18 protein-coding genes are annotated in these 19,531 nt (G+C 71.9%); 12 read left to right on the plus strand and 6 right to left on the minus strand.

What is annotated here, in order from left to right; translation table 11 throughout:
• Positions 1-184 precede the first annotated feature (184 nt).
• Positions 185-1,303 (plus strand): ATP-dependent DNA ligase, encoded by a 1,119-nt coding sequence (locus ABZS58_RS43200; RefSeq protein ID WP_354789843.1) that lies wholly within the window; start codon positions 185-187, stop codon positions 1,301-1,303.
• Positions 1,300-2,832, plus strand: a complete 1,533-nt coding sequence (locus ABZS58_RS43205) for an alpha/beta hydrolase (RefSeq protein WP_354789845.1) — start codon at positions 1,300-1,302, stop codon at positions 2,830-2,832. The genes ABZS58_RS43200 and ABZS58_RS43205 overlap by 4 nt, the downstream gene beginning before the upstream one ends.
• A gap of 3 nt (positions 2,833-2,835) precedes the next feature.
• Here ABZS58_RS43205 and ligD read toward each other — a convergent pair whose 3' ends face one another.
• Positions 2,836-3,858 carry a non-homologous end-joining DNA ligase gene (ligD, locus tag ABZS58_RS43210; protein ID WP_354789847.1) on the minus strand — a complete coding sequence of 341 codons (1,023 nt, stop codon included), beginning with the start codon at positions 3,856-3,858 and terminating at the stop codon, positions 2,836-2,838.
• A 39-nt stretch (positions 3,859-3,897) separates the two neighbouring features.
• The gene (locus tag ABZS58_RS43215) at positions 3,898-5,010 is read right to left on the minus strand and encodes a hypothetical protein (protein WP_354789848.1); all 1,113 of its coding nucleotides are present in this window, start codon (positions 5,008-5,010) and stop codon (positions 3,898-3,900) included.
• A 162-nt stretch (positions 5,011-5,172) separates the two neighbouring features.
• Here ABZS58_RS43215 and msrB point away from each other — a divergent pair, with 162 nt between their 5' ends.
• Positions 5,173-5,583: a peptide-methionine (R)-S-oxide reductase MsrB gene (msrB, locus tag ABZS58_RS43220; RefSeq protein ID WP_354789849.1), complete on the plus strand. Its 411-nt coding sequence runs from the start codon at positions 5,173-5,175 to the stop codon at positions 5,581-5,583.
• 72 nt (positions 5,584-5,655) lie between these two features.
• Here the strand turns inward: msrB and ABZS58_RS43225 are convergent, their stop codons facing one another.
• A complete protein-coding gene (locus ABZS58_RS43225) occupies positions 5,656-6,423 on the minus strand; it encodes an ABC transporter permease (protein WP_354789851.1) in 768 nt (255 codons plus the stop codon).
• On the minus strand, positions 6,416-7,363 hold the full coding sequence (locus ABZS58_RS43230; RefSeq protein ID WP_354789852.1) for an ATP-binding cassette domain-containing protein: 948 nt from the start codon (positions 7,361-7,363) through the stop codon (positions 6,416-6,418). The genes ABZS58_RS43225 and ABZS58_RS43230 overlap by 8 nt, the downstream gene beginning before the upstream one ends.
• Before the next feature lie 80 nt (positions 7,364-7,443).
• Between ABZS58_RS43230 and ABZS58_RS43235 the strand changes: the two genes are divergently transcribed.
• From ABZS58_RS43235 to ABZS58_RS43270, 8 genes are all read left to right on the plus strand, one after another.
• Entirely contained in the window at positions 7,444-8,202 is a 759-nt protein-coding gene (locus tag ABZS58_RS43235) for a TetR/AcrR family transcriptional regulator (protein WP_354789853.1), read from the plus strand.
• Positions 8,203-8,341: 139 nt separating this feature from the next.
• On the plus strand, positions 8,342-10,624 hold the full coding sequence (locus ABZS58_RS43240; protein WP_354789855.1) for a hypothetical protein: 2,283 nt from the start codon (positions 8,342-8,344) through the stop codon (positions 10,622-10,624).
• 18 nt (positions 10,625-10,642) lie between these two features.
• Positions 10,643-11,533 (plus strand): methyltransferase domain-containing protein, encoded by an 891-nt coding sequence (locus ABZS58_RS43245; protein WP_354789856.1) that lies wholly within the window; start codon positions 10,643-10,645, stop codon positions 11,531-11,533.
• 2 nt (positions 11,534-11,535) lie between these two features.
• Positions 11,536-13,050 (plus strand): dGTP triphosphohydrolase, encoded by a 1,515-nt coding sequence (gene dgt / locus ABZS58_RS43250; protein WP_354789857.1) that lies wholly within the window; start codon positions 11,536-11,538, stop codon positions 13,048-13,050.
• A 5-nt stretch (positions 13,051-13,055) separates the two neighbouring features.
• Positions 13,056-13,520 (plus strand): GNAT family N-acetyltransferase, encoded by a 465-nt coding sequence (locus tag ABZS58_RS43255; RefSeq protein ID WP_354789858.1) that lies wholly within the window; start codon positions 13,056-13,058, stop codon positions 13,518-13,520.
• 53 nt (positions 13,521-13,573) lie between these two features.
• Positions 13,574-14,665: a hypothetical protein gene (locus ABZS58_RS43260; protein WP_354789860.1), complete on the plus strand. Its 1,092-nt coding sequence runs from the start codon at positions 13,574-13,576 to the stop codon at positions 14,663-14,665.
• A gap of 8 nt (positions 14,666-14,673) precedes the next feature.
• Complete coding sequence (locus ABZS58_RS43265) at positions 14,674-16,056, plus strand: FAD-dependent oxidoreductase (protein ID WP_354789862.1); 1,383 nt, start codon at positions 14,674-14,676, stop codon at positions 16,054-16,056.
• On the plus strand, positions 16,053-16,496 hold the full coding sequence (locus ABZS58_RS43270) for a GNAT family N-acetyltransferase (protein WP_354789864.1): 444 nt from the start codon (positions 16,053-16,055) through the stop codon (positions 16,494-16,496). The genes ABZS58_RS43265 and ABZS58_RS43270 overlap by 4 nt, the downstream gene beginning before the upstream one ends.
• A gap of 154 nt (positions 16,497-16,650) precedes the next feature.
• On the opposite strand, the gene hemQ is transcribed toward ABZS58_RS43270, so the two are convergent.
• Together hemQ and hemG are read right to left on the minus strand one after the other, a co-directional pair.
• Entirely contained in the window at positions 16,651-17,370 is a 720-nt protein-coding gene (gene hemQ / locus ABZS58_RS43275) for a hydrogen peroxide-dependent heme synthase (RefSeq protein ID WP_354789866.1), read from the minus strand.
• Between the two features lie 4 nt (positions 17,371-17,374).
• Entirely contained in the window at positions 17,375-18,709 is a 1,335-nt protein-coding gene (hemG, locus tag ABZS58_RS43280; protein ID WP_354789867.1) for a protoporphyrinogen oxidase, read from the minus strand.
• A gap of 22 nt (positions 18,710-18,731) precedes the next feature.
• Between hemG and ABZS58_RS43285 the strand changes: the two genes are divergently transcribed.
• On the plus strand, positions 18,732-19,487 hold the full coding sequence (locus tag ABZS58_RS43285; RefSeq protein ID WP_354789868.1) for an SDR family oxidoreductase: 756 nt from the start codon (positions 18,732-18,734) through the stop codon (positions 19,485-19,487).
• Positions 19,488-19,531: the final 44 nt, after the last annotated feature.

The raw sequence follows: 19,531 nt of genomic DNA on the forward strand, positions 1-19,531 counted from the left end.
CGACAGCATGTGTAACGGGAGCTTCGTTGCTGCGCAAGCCGCCACGCGGCATCGACAACCCTCGACGCAAATCCTTAACTCACCGGCATTGCGCCGTGGCAGCACGAAGTCTTCCGGATCATGGAAACCCGCGCGGCGGGCGACACGGCGCCTGTGACGGGGGCGGGCCCGCTACTGTGGCAGGGTGGATCTGCCGGTGATGCCGCCCGTTGAGCCGATGCTGGCCAAGAGCATTCCCAGCCTGCCGAGCGCGGAGGGGATGAGCTTCGAGCCGAAGTGGGACGGGTTCCGTTGCATCGTGTTCCGTGACGGCGGCGAGGTCGAGCTGGCCAGCCGGGGTGGCAAGACGCTGACGCGCTATTTCCCCGAGGTCGTCGCCCAGGCCCTGGCGCAGCTGCCGGAGCGGTGCGTGGTCGACGGGGAGATCATCGTGATCCGGCGCGGTGAGGGCGAGCCGAAGCTCGACTTCGAGCTGCTCGGGCAGCGGATCCATCCGGCCGCGTCGCGGGTGAACATGCTGGCGGAGCAGACGCCGGCGTCGTTCGTCGCGTTCGACCTCCTGGCGATCGGTGACGAGTCGCTGGTCGAGGTGGGGTATGCACAGCGCAGAGCCAGGCTGGAGGACGCCCTCGAGCACGTCCGGCCGCCGGTGCACGTGACGCCGGTGACCACGGACATCGAGGTAGCGCGGGACTGGTTCGAGCGGTTCGAGGGCGCCGGGCTGGACGGGGTCATCGCGAAGCCCGCCGCAGGCGCCTACGAGCCGGGCAAACGCACCATGTACAAGATCAAGCACGCGAGGACCGCTGACGCCGTCGTGGCCGGGTTCCGGTGGCACAAGGACGGGCCGATCGTCGGGTCGTTGCTGCTGGGGTTGTACGACGAGGAGGGCCGCCTGCACCACGTGGGGGTCGCCGCGTCGTTCACCAGGGAACGCCGGGCCGAGCTGGTCGAGGAGCTCGCGGCGTACCGCGAGGACATCGTCGACCATCCGTGGAACTGGGCGGGTCAGGTGCCCGGCGCGGCCGCCGCGAGTCTCGACGCGGTCCCCGCCGGCGACGCCGCGACGAGGCTGCCGGGCGGGCTGAGCCGTTGGTCGGGCAAGAAGGACCTGTCGTTCGTGCCGCTGCGTCCCGAGCTCGTCGTCGAGGTCGGCTACGACGCCATGGAAGGCGACCGCTTCCGGCACACCGCGCAGTTCAAGCGCTGGCGGCCGGACCGGGAGCCGCTCTCGTGCACCTACGACCAGCTCGACCGCCCGATCCGCTTCGACGTCGAGTCCGTGCTGGCAGGGCGGCCTTGAGAAAGGCGCTGGCGGTCCTGCTCGTCGCGGCGACATTGGGGGGTTGCACGCTCCCTGCGGACCCGGCGCAGGAGGGCCGTCGGCTGGCCGAGCCGTCGGCGAGCGCGTCGACGGCCGACGGCGTCAAGGTCGACCCGGCGCAGTGGAAGTCGTGCCCCGACGTCTACAAGGGGATCTTCGCCAGCCCGCCGCAGAACGTGAAGTACGACTGCGCGACGGTGAAGGTCCCGCAGGACTGGCACAACCCGGAAGGGTCCGGCACGTTCGACGTCGCGCTGGTCCGGGGCCGGTCGACGACACAGCGGGACCGGGTCGGTTCGCTGTTCATCAACCCGGGCGGGCCCGGTGCGTCAGGGTTCGACTACGCCGTCTACCGGTCGGTGTACCTGCCTGCGGAGGTCGTGCGGCGCTTCGACGTGATCGGGTTCGACCCGCGCGGCATCGGCCGGTCGTCGCCGGTGAAATGTTTCTCCGACGCCGACCTCGACGCCAACTTCGGCATCGACCCCGACCCGCAGACGGACGCGGCGTTCGGCGAGTCGGTCGCGTTGACCCGGAAGCTGGCGCAGAGCTGCGGCGACAAGTACGGCGACACCCTGCGGTACTTCTCCACCGAGCAGACGGCCCGGGACATGGACGCGATGCGCGCCGCGGTCGGAGAGCGGCAGCTGACGTACCTCGGCTACAGCTACGGCACGCTGCTCGGCGCCGTGTACGCGCAGCTGTTCCCGAAGAACGTCCGCGCGCTCGTCCTCGACGGGGCGGTCGACCCGACGCTGTCGATGCGGGACTCGGCGGAGAAGCAGGCCGCCGGGTTCGAGCACGCCTTCGACAACTTCAGCACCTGGTGCAAGGCCAACGCGGGCTCCTGCCCGATCGGCCCCGATCCGCGGGCCGTCGTGACGAAGGCGATCGCGGACGCGCGGACGAGTCCCGTGCAGGGCAAAGGGCGCAGCGCGACCACCGGCTGGGTCTTCACCGCGGTGGTGTCGTCGCTGTACAGCGAGTCGAGCTGGCGGTCGCTGGCCACTGCGATGCAGGACCTGCGCGCGGGGAAGCCGGAGAAGATGTTCCAGCTCGCCGACTCGTACGCGGAACGGGACCCGCAGGGCAAATACACCAACATGTTCGACGCCAACGCGGCCGTCGGCTGCGCGGACAGCGACGACACCCCGACGGTCGAGCAGGCCAAGGCGCTGCAGCCGCAGTGGCGGCAGAAGTACCCGCTGTTCGGCGGGGCGCTCGCACTGAACCTCATCTGCGCGCAGTGGCCCGGCAAGCGCGACCCGTACCCGGCCGGCGGGGCGACCGGTTCGGCGCCGATCGTCGTCATCGGCACGCTCGGCGACCCGGCCACCCCGTACGAGCAGGCGCCGGCCCTGGCGAAGATGTTGGGCGTCGGCACGCTGGTCACGTGGAAGGGCGAAGGCCACACGGCCTATCCCAAGACCGGCTGCGTGATCGACGCCGTGAACCGCTACCTGATCGACCTGCGCGTCCCGGCGACGAACCTCACCTGCGACAAGTAGCCGCTACTCGACGGGGCGGGCCCGGCTCGGCTGGACCCGCATCGGCTCGCCCGGCATCTTCGGATACTCCGGCGGATACGGCATGTCGCCCTCGCCGTTCGCGGCGTCGCGCTCCGCCCACTCCAGCAGCGGCGTGATGTCGTGCGCGACGTCGTCGATGCCGGCGTGCGCGTCACCGAGCTTCGCGATCCGCTGCGGCACGGTGCGCAGGTCGAAGTCGTCGGGCTCGACGTCGGGCAGCTCCTCCCAGCGCAGCGGCGTCGACGCCGTCGCCCGGGCGTTGGCCCGCAGCGAGTACGCGCACGCGATCGTGCGGTCCCGCGCCATCTGGTTGAAGTCGACGAAGACCCGCTCGCCGCGCTCCTCCTTCCACCACTTGGTGGTGACGAGGTCCGGCCGGCGGCGCTCGACCTCGCGCGCCAGCGCGATCACGGCCCGCCGTGCCTCGACGAACGTCCAGTTCGGCTGGATCCGCACGTACACGTGGACGCCGCGGCCGCCGCTGGTCTTCGGCCAGCCCTTCCAGCCGAGCTCGTCGAGCACCGCCCTCAGCTCGCCCGCGACGACGGCCGCGTCGGCGAAGTCCGTGCCCGGCTGCGGGTCCAGGTCGATGCGCAGCTCGTCGGGGTGGTCGGCGTGCTCCCTGCGCACCGGCCACGGGTGGAACACGATCGTGCCCATCTGCGCCGCCCACGCCACGTGCGCGAGGTCGACGGGGCACAGCTCGTCGGCCTTGCGCCCGCTGGGGAACGCGATCTGCGCCGTCTCCAGCCACGGCGGGACCCCCTTGGCGGGGACCCGCTTCTGGAAGAACGTCTCGCCGGCGAGCCCCTCCGGGAACCGCTGCAAGGTCGTCGGCCGGTTGCCCAGCGCCCGCATGATGCCGTCGCCGACCGCGACGTAATACTCGAACACGTCGCGCTTGGTGAACCCGCGCTCCGGGAACATCACCTTGTCGGGACTGGTCAGCCGGACCTTCCGTCCTGCGACCTCGATCTCCAACACACTGGCGGCCATGCCAAGCACCCTACGCGCCGGTCACCGCCGTGGTGCCCCACGACACCGTCATGACCGCCGGGTCGCCTGCGGGCTCGGCCTGCGCCGCGGCATCGGCGCCGCCGGCCGGGCCGGGGTCCTGGGGGTGCGCTGCCGGGTCGGCTCGTCGCCCTTGTCGCCGAGCCGGGTCAGGTACAGGATGCCGGCCCCGCCGATGATGAACGCGAACCCGACCGTCGTCATCAGCGACGACGTGCCGGTCACGGGCAGGGTGCCGGTGGCCGTGGCGGTGCCGGTCGCCGCACCCGCCCCGGATCCGGCCGGGACGCCGGGCACTCCAGGACCACCGCTGCCCGAGCCTGTTCCGCCGGGTGTTGTGCCACCGTTCGCGTTGCCACCGCCGCCGCCGGGTGTTGTGCCACCGTTGCCGTTGCCGTTCCCGCCGCCACCGCCGGGCGTCGCGCCGCCCGGGGTCGACCCGCCCCCGCCACCGGGTGTGGTGCCACCGTTGCCGTTGCCACCGCCGCCACCGGGGGTCGTGCCGCCGTTGCCGGTACCGCCGCCGCCACCAGGTGTGGTGCCACCGTTGCCGTGCCCGTTGCCGCCACCGCCGCCGTTGTGCGAGCCACCCGGTCCGCCGTAGCCGCCGCCGTTGCCATGGCCGCCGTTGCCGCCGTGCCCGGAGCCGCCGCCGTTGCCCGAGCCGTGACCGCCGTTGCCGTGGCCGCCGTTACCCGAGCCGTGACCGCCGTTACCGTAGCCACCGTTACCCGAGCCGTGACCGCCGTTACCGTAGCCACCGTTACCCGAGCCGTGGCCGCCGTTACCGTAGCCACCGTTACCCGAGCCGTGGCCGCCGTGGCCGCTGCCGTAGCCGGGGGCGTCGTCGTCGCCGGTGCCGTGGCCCGCGTACAACGGGCCGCCCGTGCCGGCGGTGGTCGGGCTGTCGTACTGCCAGTCGTTCGTGTCGCTCGGGCCGTAGCCGGCGGGGCCGGTGCCCGGGTGGGACGTCTCGCCGTCGGCGCAGAGTTCGAGGTTGCCGCTCCGCGAGTCCCAAGACGTCCCGCAGCCGTCCACCCGCAGCTCGTGTGCCGCGAGTCCGGCGTGCGCCGCGGTGGCCAGTGGCGTGATGCCCGCGGCACCGGCCGCGCCGACCGCAACGGCCTTGTAGAGCAGCCTCATCGTTGTCGTACCCCGTCCATTCGACCGATGTGCCATGAAAAGTCCGAATCACGGCTTTCGTCGGTCCAACGAGGCGGCGGCGGAGACGTCGCGCGCGCAGCACAGAAATCGTGTTCGCGGGCCGTAATGGTCGCCCCGCCCCGCGCCGCCTACCGTTGAGGCATGACCGAGCCAGTTGTCGACCTGCCCACCACCGATGCCGAGTGGCGCGTGCGGCTGTCCCCGGACGAGTTCCGGGTCCTGCGCCGCGCGGGCACCGAGGCGCCGTGGAGCGGGGAATACGTCAGCACCAAGACCGAGGGTGTCTACAACTGCCGCGCGTGCGGCGCCCAGCTCTTCGAGAGCACCTCGAAGTTCGACTCGCACTGCGGCTGGCCGAGCTTCGACGACGCGATCCCCGGCACCGTGAAGGAGATCGAGGACCGCAGCATGGGCATGGCCCGCACCGAGATCCGTTGCGCCCGGTGCGACTCGCACCTGGGCCACGTGTTCCGGGGCGAGCGGATGACCGACAAGAACACCCGCCACTGCGTCAACAGCCTGTCGATCAAGCTGGATCCGGCATCCAGCTAGACATGCACGGATCCGTCATGACCACCGCGCGCTCCGGAGATCGACCGGGCCAGGTGGTCATGGCGATCCCGGCTAACCGCGGGTTTTGGCACGGAAGAGCAGGGCCGTCGCGGCCACCGACACCACCATGATCGCCAGGCACCACGCGACCGCCTTCCACGGCGCGGAGCCGACCGGCTGGTCGAGCAGCAGTCCCCGCAGACTCTCGGTGATCGGCGTGACCGGCTGGTTGCCGGCGAATCCGCGCAGCCACGAGGGCATGGTGTCGATCGGGACGAAGGCGCTGCTGGCGTACGGCAGGAAGGTGATCCCGAAGGTGTAGCCGCTGGCCGCCTCGGGTGAGGACGCGAACAGCCCGAGCGCCGCCGACAGCCACGACACGGCGGCGATCGTCAGCACCAGGATCCCGGCGGCGGCGAGCCACTGGGCCGCCGAGGCGTGCGGCCGGAACCCGATGGCGAACGCGACCCCGAAGACCAGGGCGCTGGAGAACACGTTACGGGCGATGCTCGCGGCGACGTGACCGGCGAGGATGGCCGGCCCGCCGACGTCGAGGGACCGCAGCCGGTCGATGATGCCGCCGGTCATGTCGTTGGCGACGGAGCCCGCGGTCATCGCCGAGCCGAACGTGACGCACAGCAGCATGACGCCGGGCACGACGTAGGTGACGTACGCGGTGCCGGTGTCGATGGCGCCGCCGAAGAGGTACACGAAGACGACCATCAGCATCACGGGCAGCACCAGCGACATGATCAGCGCCTCGACGTTGCGCCGGCCGAGCCGCAGCGAACGGCTGCCCATGGTGAGCCACTGGACGGGAGCGGTGGCGATGTCAGACATTGACGGACTCCTTCAGGACGGGAGTGGTCAGGGCGAGGAACACGTCGTCGAGCGTGGCGCTGTGCAGGGAGAAGCGGCGCACGGCGACGCGCTGCGGGTCGATCTCGTCGAGGACGGCGCGGACGTGCGCCGCGCTGCCGTCCGTGGTGACGCCGATGGTCAGCCGGTCGGGGTCGGACTGCACGACGCGCGCACCGAGCAGGGTGATCACGGCGTCGAACCGGGTCCGGTCGGCGAGCTCCAGGTCGAGGCGCTGGTCGCCGAACCGCCGCTTCAGCTCGGCCGGGGTGCCGGAGGCGACGACCCTGCCGTGGTCGACGACGGCGATGCGGTCGGCGAGCCGGTCCGCCTCCTCCAGGTATTGCGTCGTCAGGAACACGGTCACGCCGGTGCTGACCAGGCCGGTGATCACCTGCCACATCGCCTGCCGGCTGGTGAGGTCCAGACCGGTGGTCGGCTCGTCCAGGAAGATCACCTGCGGGGTGCCGACGAGCCCGGCGGCGAGGTCGAGGCGGCGGCGCATCCCGCCGGAGTAGGTGCCCGCCCGCCGGTTCCCGGCGCCGGTGAGGTCGAAGCGTTCGAGCAGCTCGGCGGCCTTGCGGGTGGCGGCGGCCGCGCCGAGGCCGTTGAGCCGGCCCATCATGCGCAGGTTCTCCGCGCCGGTCTGCAGGTCGTCGACCGCCGCATACTGCCCCGTGAGGCTGATCGCGCCGCGGACCTGCCGGCGCTGACGGACGACGTCGTGGCCGGCGACGCGGGCCTGGCCGCCGTCGGGGCGCAGCAGCGTCGCGAGGATGCGCACCGTGGTGGTCTTGCCCGCGCCGTTGGGCCCGAGCAGGGAGAACACGGTGCCCGCGGGCACCGCGAGGTCGACGCCGGTGAGGACGTCGAGTTTGCCGTACGACTTCGTGAGGCCGACGGCCTCGACGGCGAGAGGCATGAGCCACGCTCCAAGATTCTTTATTGCGTATGACGTACGCTCTACTGCGTAAGTTATACGCAGAAGTAGGATCTGAGTCAATGGAGAACGAGCTGCCCGCCGTCCTCGCCACCGCCTGGGGTCTGCGCACCCGCCCGGGCAAGGGGCCGCGACCTGGGCTGACCCTGGATCGGATCGTCGCGGCGGGCGTGCACGTGGCCGGGACGGAGGGCCTCGGCGCGGTGTCGATGAGCCGGGTCGCCGCCGAGCTCGGTGCGGCCACGATGTCGCTGTACCGCTACGTCGCGGCCAAGAACGAGCTGCTCGACCTGATGGTCGACGCGGCGGTCGGGCCGCCGCCGGCCCTGCCGCCGGGCGAGGACTGGCGCGCGGGGATGCTGCGTTTCGGTCGCATGCACCTGGGCATCCTGCGCCGGCACTCTTGGATCGTGCGGGTGCCGATCACCACGCCGCCGCTGACGCCCAACCAGGTCGGCTGGATGGACCACGGCCTCGAGATCCTCGCCGGGACCACCCTGGAGGAATATGAGAAGCTCTCCACGATCATGACCGTGAGCGGCATCACCCGGAACTGGGCACTGCTGACCGCCGACATCACCGCGGCGGCGCAGGCGTCCGGGACGACCGCCGACGAGGCGATGCTCACCTACGGTCAGTTACTCGGCAAGCTGGTCGACCCCCGCCGGTTCCCCGCCATCGGCAGACTCCTGGCGACCGGCATACTCGATGTGCCGGACGACGTGCCCGACGCCGACTTCGAGTTCGGGTTGGCGCGCGTCCTGGACGGCATAGCGACCTTGATCGACCGAAGAGCGAGCGGCACGCGCGCCCCCAACTGACAGTGACGCGTTGATAGGGTGCGACGGTCATCTCACAGGAACGGCGGATCACGTGGCAGTAACCGTGGAACAGCCCACGTCAGCGGCACCGACGTCGGCCCCGGCCCGGCGAAAGCCGCCCGCTTGGGCGCCGCCGGCCGTGCTCGGCGTATTGATCTTCATCGGCCTCGCGTTCTACGGCGTACCGGTCTGGACGACCGCGATCTTCGCCGGATACGTCGCCCTGGGGCTCATCCTGCCGGGCATGCTCATCTGGCGGGCGGTCCGCGGGCGGCCCGGCTGGTTCGTCGAGGACGTCGCCGCGGGCCTCGCCGTGGGCTACTCCTGCGAGGTCATGATCTACATCGGCGCGCGGGCGATCGGCGCGCCGTTGCTCAACGTAGCGTTCCCGATCGTCACGATCGCCGTCTTCGCGGCCGTGCCCGGGCTGCGGCGGCACTGGCGCGGCACCGACCGCGCCGAGGAGCGGACCCCGCTCTGGTTCTCCTCGATCCTGTCGGGCTCCGCGCTCGTGCTCTTCTACTGGAGCATCATCCGGTTCTTCCGGACGCACGACCTCGCCGAGCCCGGCATGCTGAGCCCCGACGGCGACTCCCCGTTCCACCTGGCATTGCTCGGCGACGCGAAGCACCACATGCCGCTCGCCTCGCCGTGGCTGCCGGAGCAGCCGGTGCTCTACCACTGGTTCGTCTACGCCGAGATGGCCTCCACGTCCTGGGTCACCGGGATCGAGCCGCAGGTGCTGCTGCTGCGCCTGTCGCCGCTGCCGATGGTCTTCGGCTTCCTCATGCTCATGGCGGTCCTCGGCAAGCGGCTCACCGGCAAGTGGTGGGCGGGCGCCGCGGCCGCCGTCACGACCTACTTCGTGCTCACCCCGACGCCCTACCAGTGGCGCCTCGGTGGCTGGTTCTCCACCTTCGGCACCAACGCCTACGAGGACGGCTCCTCGCTGCGGGCGCAGATGTGGACGAGCCCGACGCAGACGTTCGGCGCCATCCTGTTCGCCGGCCTCGCGCTGGTACTGGTCGACGTGCTCACCGACCGCAACCGCAAGCGCTGGGCCCTGGTGATCCTGCTGACCGCGGCGGTCACCGGCGGCAAGGCGACGTTCCTGCCGATGCTGCTCGCCGGGCTGCTGCTGGTCGTCGCCGTGCGCATGCTGACCCGCAAGCGGGTCCACCCGGCGGCGCTGATCACCTCCGGCATCGCCTTCCTCGCGGTGCTGTTCGCGCAGTTCGTGCTGTTCGGCGGCGCCGCGCAGGGCCTGGCGATCGAGCCGCTGCACTTCGCCCGGATCTCCGGCGCGCCCTACACGGCCACGTTCGCGCTGCCCGGCCTCGGCGGGCCGTGGCGGCTGCTGCTGGTCACCGCGATCACGTTCGTCTGCTGGGCCTGCATCTGGCCCGGCCTGCTCGGCCTGTCGAAGCTCGCGAAGCGCCGCCGACCGGACCTGAAGATCGCCGCCGACCCGGTCATCCTGATGTTCGGCATCGGCCTGTCCGGCATCGGCGCGCTGCTGATCTTCGGCCACGAGGGCGGTGCCGAGGGCTGGTTCATGGTCTCCGGCCGGCCCTACCTGTCCCTCGCCGCCGTGGTCGGCCTGGCGATGATCACGCCCAACGACGTCCCGACCGGACGGATGCTGAAGTGGGTGTACGGCGCGATCGGCACCGGCGCCGCGATCCTCATCGTGGTCCACGAGCTCAACCCGAAGTGGACCCCGCGACCGGGCCGGGTCGGCGGGGCGGCGCAGACCGCGTTCCACCTGGTGTGGCCGTATCTGGCGGTGTTCGCGCTGCTGGCGGTCGCCGTGTGGGTGGTGCGCCGCTCGTCGTTCCCGGCCAAGGGCACCGTCTATGCGAGCCTCCTCGCCGGGATCTGCCTGGTCACCACGCTGCTGCACCTGTTCGAGACGACCCGTGAGGCCAACCAGACCGGCTGGCGCGGCGTCCAGCAGTACGAGGCCTTCATCCCCGAGGGCACGAAGGACGCCGGCCGCTGGCTGCGCGACCACTCGAAGCCCAGCGACCTGGTGGCCACGAACGCGCACTGCGTCGTCGCCAGCGACACCCCGCCCGGCGTCTGCGACAACCGGCACTTCGCCTTCGCCGCCTACACCGAGCGCCGCTTCCTCATCGAGGGCTGGGGCTTCACCAACCGCACCCACGTGGTGGCCGCCGAGACCGGCACCAACGCCGTCTGGGCGCCGTACTGGAACCAGCAGCTGCTCACGGACAACGACCAGGCCTTCGCGCAGCCGTCGGCGGCGACGGTCGGTAAGCTGCGCGACCAGTACGGTGTGCGGTGGCTGTTCGTGTACGAGGCACCGGACCCGGACGACGCCCCTCTCGCGCCGACACTGGGCGACTTCGCGCAGTTCAGGCACCGTGCCGGGCAGATCGCTGTCTACGAGATCCGCTGAGGGATGATGAACGACACTGTGACTGACGCCCCCGTGACCGAGCCGGCGGCAGCGGGCCGCCAGGCCCGCCTCGCCGAGGTCCTCTCCTGTCCGGAGTGCCGCACGCCGCTGCGGCTCGACGGCGGCGAGACGATCACCTGCCCGGCCTGCGGCCACACGGGCAAGCGGCGCGGCGGTCAGCTGAAGTTCGGCGGGTTCGACTCCGACGAGCTCACCGCCGACGCGCTGAACCGGATCAAGGAGTTCGTCAAGAAGCGGTTCAACAAGGTGTATCCGACGGCGATCAAGGTCCTGTCGCCGGTCATGGACCGCAACCTGATCATGCCGTTCCTGCGCGGCTTCGACCTCGACAAGGACCTCGTCGCCGACTTCGGCTGCGGCACCCACCGCCGCGACCAGCGGGTCATCTGCATGGACGGCGGCACCTACCCCAACGTCGACATCGTCACCGACCTGCGCAACGTGCCCCTGGCCGAGGGCAGCCTCGCCGGCGGGATCAGCATCGCCGTCCTGGAGCACGTGCCGGACCCGGCCGCGCACATCGCCGAGATGCACCGCCTGCTGCGCCCCGGCGGCCGGATGCTGGTGTTCGTGCCGTTCATGCAGCCGTTCCACGCCTCGCCGTACGACTTCCAGCGCTACACCGAGGTCGGGCTGCGCGAGCAGTTCCCGCAGTTCGAGGTGCTCAGCGTCAAGGTCGGCGCCGGACCGACGTCGGGCATGCTCTGGACGCTGCAGGAGTGGCTGGCGATGCTGCTGTCGTTCGGCAGCATGCGGCTGTACCGGGCGATCCTCCCCCTCACCTGGATCCTGTCCCCGTTGAAGCTGCTCGACCTGCTGCTGGCGCACCACCCGGCGGCCGCCGTGACCGCGAGCGGCTTCGTCATCGAGGTCCGCAAGCCCTCATGACGATGAGGGACGCACGACTGTTCGGCGGGTCCGGCGGCGACCTGACCGCCAACCCGTTCCGCGCCGACCGTGACCGGATCGTCGCGTCGCCGTTCTTCGCCCGCCTCGGCGGCGTCACCCAGGTGATCAGCCCCGGCGGGTCCGGTCTGCTGGTGCACAACCGGCTCACCCACAGCCTCAAGGTCGCCAGCGTCGCCCGCGGCATCGTCGAGCGCCTGTGCTCCCCCACCACCGGGTCGCAGGCGCTGCTGGACAAGCTCGGCGGCTGCGACGCCGACGTCGTGGAGGCGGCGGCGCTCGCGCACGACCTCGGGCACCCGCCGTTCGGGCACCTCGGCGAGCAGGTGCTGGACCGGCTCGCCCGGCAGCGGCTCGGGCTCCCCGACGGGTTCGAGGGCAACGCGCAGTCGTACCGCATCGTCACGAGCACCGAGATCAGCGGCTCCACGGTCGGGCTGGACCTGACCGCCGCGGTCCGGGCGGCCATGGCGAAGTATCCGTGGACGCGGAGGACCTACCCGTCGCCGCACGTACACCTGATGCGTCCGACACCGCGTGGTGCCGGCGTCGACCCCGGGGACCCCGCGGTCGGGTCGCTGAAGTTCGGCGCCTACGTCACCGAGCTCGCCGACCTGCGGCAGGCCCGGGCGCCGTTCGACGGGCTGCTCGCGCAGTGGCAGCAGACCGCGGAGGCGTCGGTGATGGACACCGCCGATGACATCGCCTACGCCATCCACGACCTCGAGGACTTCCACCGCGTCGGGGTCCTGCAGCAGGGCACCGTCGCCACCGAGCTGATGGCGTGGCAGCGCGACGCGACCGTGCTGCGCGACCTGGACCTTCCTGAGTTGCGCGGTTCCGCGCGCCGGCCGGGGCGGTCGGTGGAGCTGCTGCGCCGCGACCTGTTCCGCAAGGACGGCTGGATCAGCAGCGACGACGCGTTCTGGGCGGCGGTCGAGCACGTGCGGCAGGAGCTCGTCGACGGGCTGCTCGCGGCGCCGTTCGACGGCTCGATCGAGGCGGAGCAGAGCGTCGCGCGCTTCTCCGCCCGGTGGACGCGGCGGCTCATCGACGCCATCAACGTGCTCCAGGACCCGCCGATGCGCGCCGGGCACGTGGCGCTCGGCACCGCCCAGTGGCACGAGGTGCAGGTGCTGAAGTTCGTGCACCACCGGTTCGTCCTGGAGCGGCCCGACCTGGCCCTGCACCAGCGGGGGCAGGCACGGCTGCTGAGCGCGCTCGTCGAGGCGCTGCACGCGTGGCTGGTCGACCCCGACGAGGCGGCGCGCCTCCCGCGGCGGCTGCACGACCTGGTCGACATGGCGTACGCGGAGCTCGTCGACCTCTCGGCGGCGGACTACGGCCTCGCGTCGGGCGACCTCGACCGGATGGCGATGGCCCGCGGCCGGGCGATCGTGGACTTCGTCGCCGCGCTCACCGACGGGCAGGCGGCCGGCCTGCTCGACGCGCTGTCGGGGCGGTCGCGGCAGCTGTGGACCGACGCCTTCGTATTGTGAGCGTCATGCTCACACTCCGTCCGCTGACCCGGTCCGAGTTCGATGTCCGGATCGCCGCGCTCAAGGCGCTGTACGCCGTCGACGAGGTCCAGGCGGGGCGCGGCTCGCCGACCGAGGTCGAGGCGCGGATCGAGCGGCAGTTCGCGACGCTGCTGCCCGACGGCCTCGCCACCGAGGGACAGCTGCTGCTGGCCGGCGAGGCCGAGGGTGAGGTCGTCGGGTTCCTGTGGATCGGGCTGCCGACACCCGAACGGCCGCAGGCGTGGATCTTCGAGATCACCGTCGACGAGGCGCACCGCCGCCGCGGCCACGGCCGGGCGCTGATGCTCGCCGCCGAGGCCGAGCTGCGCGCCCGTGGCGTCACCCGGCTCGGCCTGAACGTCTTCGGGCACAATCCCGGGGCGCTGCGCCTGTACGAATCGTTGGGGTTCGAGACGACTTCGCGGCAGATGTCGAAGGCACTTCCGTAAACATGTGTATCAATAGGTGGACAACGTCACTCCTGTACCACTAGAAAGGTTCGGTGACCACCGAGAGTGATCTTCCGGCGACAGGGCGGCGCGCGGACCGGCGCGGCTTGCACTGGGGGCCGATCGGCGTGGCGGTCGCCGGCGTCGCAACGGTGGCACTGACCGCGATCCTCGTCTATCCGTTGACACAGCCCGGACACCGGACGTCGGCGGACGGCCTGACGCCCGAGCAGCGCCGCTCCGCGGAACGGGCCGGCCTGCCCGGCTCCGGGGTCTCGCCGGCACCGTCGCTTCCGCCGTCACCGTCACCCTCGGTGTCCGCCGGCGCGTCGCCGTCGGTCGCACCGCGGGTCGCGTCGCGCAGCGGCGGCAAGCCGGTCGCGGCCAACACGGGCGTGATCGCCGGGACCACGCTGACGGTGCTCAACGGCGACCAGACGCTGTCCGCCGACAACGCGGTCATCGCCAATGCCGACATTCGCGGATATGTCCGCATCATCGGGAAGAACGTGACGATCCGCAACTCGATAGTGCGCGGCGGGGCGGCCCGCTGCCCGGCCGCGGTCATCCAGGTCGAGGGCAGCGCCGTCATCGAGGACGTGGAGATCGCCCCGGCCAGTCCCAACGCGTGCCTCGACGGCGTCTGGGCCGGCGCCACCACCCTGACCCGGGTCAACATCCACGGCACCGTCGACGGCGTGAAGGCCGGCAACGACGTCGTCGTCCAGGACTCCTGGATCCACGACCTGACGTATTACCGCACCGGCGCACCCGGCGGCGGCGAGACCGTCAACGACGCCGTCGACACCCGCGGCAGACGCCGGGTCACCCTGCGGCACAACGTGCTCCACCCGGGCGCGAACGCCAACGCCGCCTACCAGGTCACCCAGGAGGGCGGCGCCAGCGGCGACGTGCGGGTGGAGAACAACTGGCTCGACGGCGGCCACTGCGTGCTCAACTTCGCCCACCGCGGCGGCGGACCCACCCCGATGACCGGTATCGCCGTGGTGAACAACCGCTTCGGCCGCAGCAGCATGTTCGTCTGCCCCATCCTCATCAGTACGCAGACGACGCTGAGCGCGAATTCCGGAAACGTCTGGGACGACACCGGCGCCGCCATCCCGGCACCCGACAGACACGATTAAATGATCGGGTGACTTCTTCCTCCGGATCCCCCGAGCGTCTGGTCGTCATCGGCGGCGACGCCGCGGGCATGAGCGCCGCCTCCCAGGCCCGCCGCCGCCGCCCGGTCGGCGACCTGCGGATCGTGGCGTTCGAGAAGGGCCGGCACGTCTCCTATTCCGCGTGCGGCATCCCGTACCTGGTGGCCGGCGACGTGAGCTCCCCCGACGACCTGGTCGCCCGCACCCCGGAGCAGTTCCGCGAGCTCGACATCGACCTGCGCCTCGCCAGCGAGGTCACCGCGATCTCCCTCGACTCGCGCTCGGTGACCGTGGCTTCGCAGGGCAGTTCCTACACCGAGCCCTTCGACCAGCTCGTCATCGCCACCGGCGGCACCCCGGCCCGCCCCGACGTCCCGGGCGCCGACGCGGCCGGCATCCACGGCGTGCAGACCCTGGAGGACGGGATCCGGCTGCTGTCGTACCTCGACCGGCACAACCCCCGCAGGGCGGTCGTCGTCGGCGCCGGGTACATCGGCCTCGAGATGGCCGAGGCGATGATCAGCCGCGGGCTCGAGGTCGCCCTCATCGACGCCGCCGACCAGCCGATGCGCACCCTCGACCCCGACATGGCCTCCCTCGTCTCCGACGCGCTGCGCGGCCTCGGCGTCGACCTGCGCCTGTCCACCCCCTTCACCGGCTTCGCGTCCTCCGGCGGCCGGGTCACCGGCGTGCACGTCCCGGACGGGACGCTGCCCGCCGACATCGTCATCCTCGGCCTCGGCACCCGGCCCAACAGCGCCCTCGCCGCCGACGCAGGGATCACGGTCGGCGCGACCGGCGGCATCGTCGTCGACCGCCGCCTGCGCACCTCCGCCGAGGGTGTCTGGGCCGCCGGCGACTGCGTCGAGGTCTTCCACCGCGTCTCACAGCGCCCGGCGGCGATCGCCCTCGGCACCCACGCCAACAAGCAGGGCCGCGCGGCCGGCATCAACATCGGCGGCGGCTACGCCACCTTCCCCGGCGTCGTCGGCACCGCCGTGTCGAAGATCTGCTCGCACGAGGTCGCCCGCACCGGCCTCACCACCGCCGAGGCGCTCTCCGCCGGCTTCGCCACCTTCTCCACCGTCACCGAGTCCACCACCCGCGCCGGCTACTATCCCGGCGCCCTCCCCATCACCACGAAGATCATCGCCGAGCGCACCACCGGCCGCCTCCTCGGCGCCCAGATCGTCGGCCAGGAAGGCGCCGCGAAGCGCATCGACGCCCTCGCCGTCGCCCTCTGGCACGGCATGACCGTCGAGGAGATGACCGGCCTGGACCTGTCATACGCTCCCCCGTTCGCCCCCGTCTGGGACCCGGTCCTCATCGCCGCCCGCAGGGCCGCCGAGCAGCTGGCTACGCTCAGGCCGTGACCACGCACAGCGCCCCGTTCGCCTCCCTGGACGTCTTCACCCTGTACGCCGTGCTCCGCCTCCGCAGCGACGTCTTCGTCGTCGAACAAGCCTGTCCCTACCCGGACATCGACGGCCGCGACACCGAACCGGGCACGGTGCACGTGTGGCTCACGGACGCTTCGGGCACCGTGATCGCCTACCTGCGCGTCCTCACCGAACCCGACGGCACCGCCCGCGTCGGCCGCGTCGTCACCGCCCGCGCGCAGCGGGGCCGGGGCCTGGCGGGCCGCCTCCTGGCGGAGGCGGTCTCGATCGTCGGCGCTCGCGCGTCGGTCCTGGACGCGCAGACCACCGCGGTGCGGGTGTACGAGCGGTTCGGCTACGCACCGTCCGGCCCGACGTTCATGGAGGACGGCATCGAACACATCCCCATGCACCGGCCCGCGCTGACGCCCTGAGCCGCCCTCGGCCGATCCGCGAGGAGTTCGGGGGTGACGCTGACGGTTCCCCGGCCCAGGTGCGGGCGGCCGAACGGCACCCGGGGCGCGCCGAGGAGGACCGGTCCAGCGGATGACCGTGCGCGGATGACCGTGCGGCGGGCGGCGGGCGGGGTTACGGGAGGTTGGCGATCAGGTCGGCGAGGTCGCGGCGGCGGCCCGTGTAGAACGGGACCTCCTCGCGGACGTGGCGGCGGGCCGTCGAGGCCCGGAGGTCGCGCATCAGGTCGACGATGCGGTGCAGGTCGTCGGCCTCGAAGGCGAGCATCCACTCATAGTCGCCGAGCGCGAAGCTGGCGACCGTGTTGGCGCGGACATCCGCATAGCCGCGGGCCATCTTGCCGTGTTCGGCGAGCATGGCGCGGCGCTCCTCGTCGGGCAGGAGATACCACTCATACGACCGGACGAACGGATAGACGCAGACCCAGGCGCGGGCGTGCTCGTCGGCCAGGAACGCCGGGATGTGGCTCTTGTTGAACTCCGCCGGGCGGTGCAGCGCCAGCTGGGACCAGACGGGGGCGAGGTGGGCGCCCAGCGCGGTGCGGCGCAGTGCGGCATACGCCTCCTGGAGGGCCTCGGCGCTCGGGGCGTGCCACCAGATCATGAGGTCGGCGTCGGCGCGCAGACCGGCGACGTCATAGGTGCCGCGGACCACGACGTCCTTCGCGGCGAGGTCGGCGAGGAACGCGGTCGCCTCGGCGGTGGTCTCGGCACGGGTGGCGGGGTCGAGCGGGGTCTTCGCCTGGAAGACCGACCACATCGTGTAGCGGATCGAGTCATTGAGCTCACGGATGCGTGCCGCGTTGCTCGTCCCGGTCTCGTCGGAGCTCGTCATGTCGTCATCCTTCCAGGGCGTCCAGGAGCGTGTCGGCGGCGGTCTGCCCCGATGTGACGCAGGCGGGGATGCCCACGCCGTCATAGGCGGCGCCGGCGACCGTGAGCGGTGGGTGGGCGGTGAGCGCGGCGCGCAGGGCGGCGACGCGGTCGCGGTGGTGCGGCTCATACTGCGGCAGGCCGCCACCCCACCGGAACACCGCCGCGTCGACCGGGTCGGGGAGGCGGTCGACCCCGAGCAGCCGGGCGACCTCGTCGCGGACCAGGTCGAGCAGGTCGGCGTCGGCGCGCTGCAGCTGCTGCTCCTCGCCGGCCCGGCCGACCGAGGCGCGGATCAGGGTGAGGCCGGGGCGGCGCAGGTGTGACCACTTCTGGTCGAAGAACGTGACGGCCTTGACCGCGAACCCTTCCGTCGCCGGCACCAGGAACCCCGACAGTTCCGGCAGCTTCGTCGGCGGCAGGGCGAGGCCGACGAGCGCGACGCTGGCGTAGTCGAGCGGCACGCCCGTCACCCCGTCCACTGTGGACAGCAGGCGGGCGGCGGGGGCGGCGGGCACGGCGAGGACCACGCCGTCGGCGTCCACTGTGGACGGGTCGCGGGTCGAGCCGACGGTGAGCCGCCAGCCGGTGCCGTGGCGGCGCAGCTCGCGGACGGGCAGCCCGAGCCTGACGTCGGGCAGCGTGGCGGCGACCGCGTCGACGAGCCGGCTCATGCCGCCCCGCACCGCGCTGAACACCGGCGTGCCAGGGGTGCTCCGCCGGGCGGCCAGGGCCGCGCGAACGGCATCGGTGAGCGTGTCGGAGTGCTCGGCGGCGTCGGCGAGCGCGGGCAGCGCCATGCGCAGCGACAGGCGGTCGGCGCGGCCGGCATAGACCCCGCCGAGCAGCGGCTCCACGAACCGGTCGACGACGAGGTCACCGCGCCGCGGCCGCACGAGCGCGCCGACGGTCACGTCCTGCCCGGCCCGCAGCAACGGACCGCTTCCGGGAGGCTCCGCGGAGCCCAGAACGGGAATGCCCATCAGGGTGCCGGCCGGCAGGTCGTGCAGGGCGCCGCCGAACGCCACCGCGGCCTTCCCCGTCGCGGGGTGCACCAGCTCGAGCCCCATCGCCCCGGCCAGCCGCACCGCGGCGCTCGGTCCACCCGAAGGATCGCCGGACAGGAACGACTCGGCGCCGCGCTCCACAGGGCCACCGGCCAGGGAGACGGTGCGCAGCTTGCCGCCGGGACGGTCGCTCCGGTCGATCAGGACCACGTCGAGGTGCGGGGCGCGCTCCACGAGCCGGTGCGCCGCGGCAAGACCGGCGATGCCACCCCCGACCACCACGACCCGTCCCATGCCCCGAGTCTATGGTCGCCATATGACAGAAACGCGAGTGGCCGTCGTCACCGGCGCGGCGCAGGGGATCGGGCGCAGGATCGCCGAGCTGCTGGCCGAGGAGGGGTATCAGCTGGCGGTCATCGACGCGCAGCCGGTCGACCTCGAGGGGCTCATGTTCACCGGCGACGTGTCCGACGAGGCGTCGGTGGCGCGTTTCGTGGCGGAGGTCGAGTCGGTGTACGGCGGCTGCGACGTCCTCGTGAACAACGCCGGCATCGCCTCGATCGCGCCGGCCGAGGACACGGACGCGGCGCAGTGGCGGCGGGTCCTGGACGTGAACCTGACCGGGCCGTTCCTGCTGTGCCGGGCCTTCGGGCGGCGGATGCTCGTGCGCGGGACGGGCTCGATCGTCAACATCGCCTCCGTCGCCGGGCTGATGGGCGTCGCGGACCGGGTGGCGTACAACGCGAGCAAACACGGCCTGATCGGCCTGACCCGCACCCTCGCGGTCGAATGGGGCGGCCGGGGCGTCCGGGTCAACGCGGTCTGCCCCGGCTGGGTGAAGACGGAGATGGACGACGCGTCGCAGGCGTCGGGCGCGTACGAGGACACCGACATCACCGAGCACGTGCCGATGGCGCGGTTCGCCCAGCCGGAGGACATCGCCCGGGCGGTGGCCTTCCTCGCCGACCCGGAGAAGTCCGGATTCGTCAACGGGGCAACACTCTCCGTCGATGGCGGCTGGGCGGCGGACGGCTCGTGGCAGTCGCTGCGGCTGAACAGCCGAGGGCGCTGAACCCCCCGACGCACACCCGGAGTACGTCGATATGTCGTCGGGTC

Source organism: Dactylosporangium sp. NPDC005555 (genome assembly GCF_040605635.1).
Taxonomy (GTDB): Bacteria; Actinomycetota; Actinomycetes; order Mycobacteriales; family Micromonosporaceae; genus Dactylosporangium.

Bases quoted from the DNA above. Each gene is read 5' to 3' on its own strand.
- ABZS58_RS43230 (WP_354789852.1), bottom strand. From the start codon at position 7,363: ATGCCTCTCGCCGTCGAGGCCGTCGGCCTCACGAAGTCGTACGGCAAA.
- hemG (WP_354789867.1), bottom strand. From the start codon at position 18,709: ATGGGACGGGTCGTGGTGGTCGGGGGTGGCATCGCCGGTCTTGCCGCG.
- ABZS58_RS43285 (WP_354789868.1), top strand. From the start codon at position 18,732: ATGACAGAAACGCGAGTGGCCGTCGTCACCGGCGCGGCGCAGGGGATC.
- ABZS58_RS43225 (WP_354789851.1), bottom strand. From the start codon at position 6,423: ATGTCTGACATCGCCACCGCTCCCGTCCAGTGGCTCACCATGGGCAGC.
- ABZS58_RS43255 (WP_354789858.1), top strand. From the start codon at position 13,056: ATGCTCACACTCCGTCCGCTGACCCGGTCCGAGTTCGATGTCCGGATC.
- msrB (WP_354789849.1), top strand. From the start codon at position 5,173: ATGACCGAGCCAGTTGTCGACCTGCCCACCACCGATGCCGAGTGGCGC.
- ABZS58_RS43235 (WP_354789853.1), top strand. From the start codon at position 7,444: ATGGAGAACGAGCTGCCCGCCGTCCTCGCCACCGCCTGGGGTCTGCGC.
- ABZS58_RS43215 (WP_354789848.1), bottom strand. From the start codon at position 5,010: ATGAGGCTGCTCTACAAGGCCGTTGCGGTCGGCGCGGCCGGTGCCGCG.
- hemQ (WP_354789866.1), bottom strand. From the start codon at position 17,370: ATGACGAGCTCCGACGAGACCGGGACGAGCAACGCGGCACGCATCCGT.
- dgt (WP_354789857.1), top strand. From the start codon at position 11,536: ATGAGGGACGCACGACTGTTCGGCGGGTCCGGCGGCGACCTGACCGCC.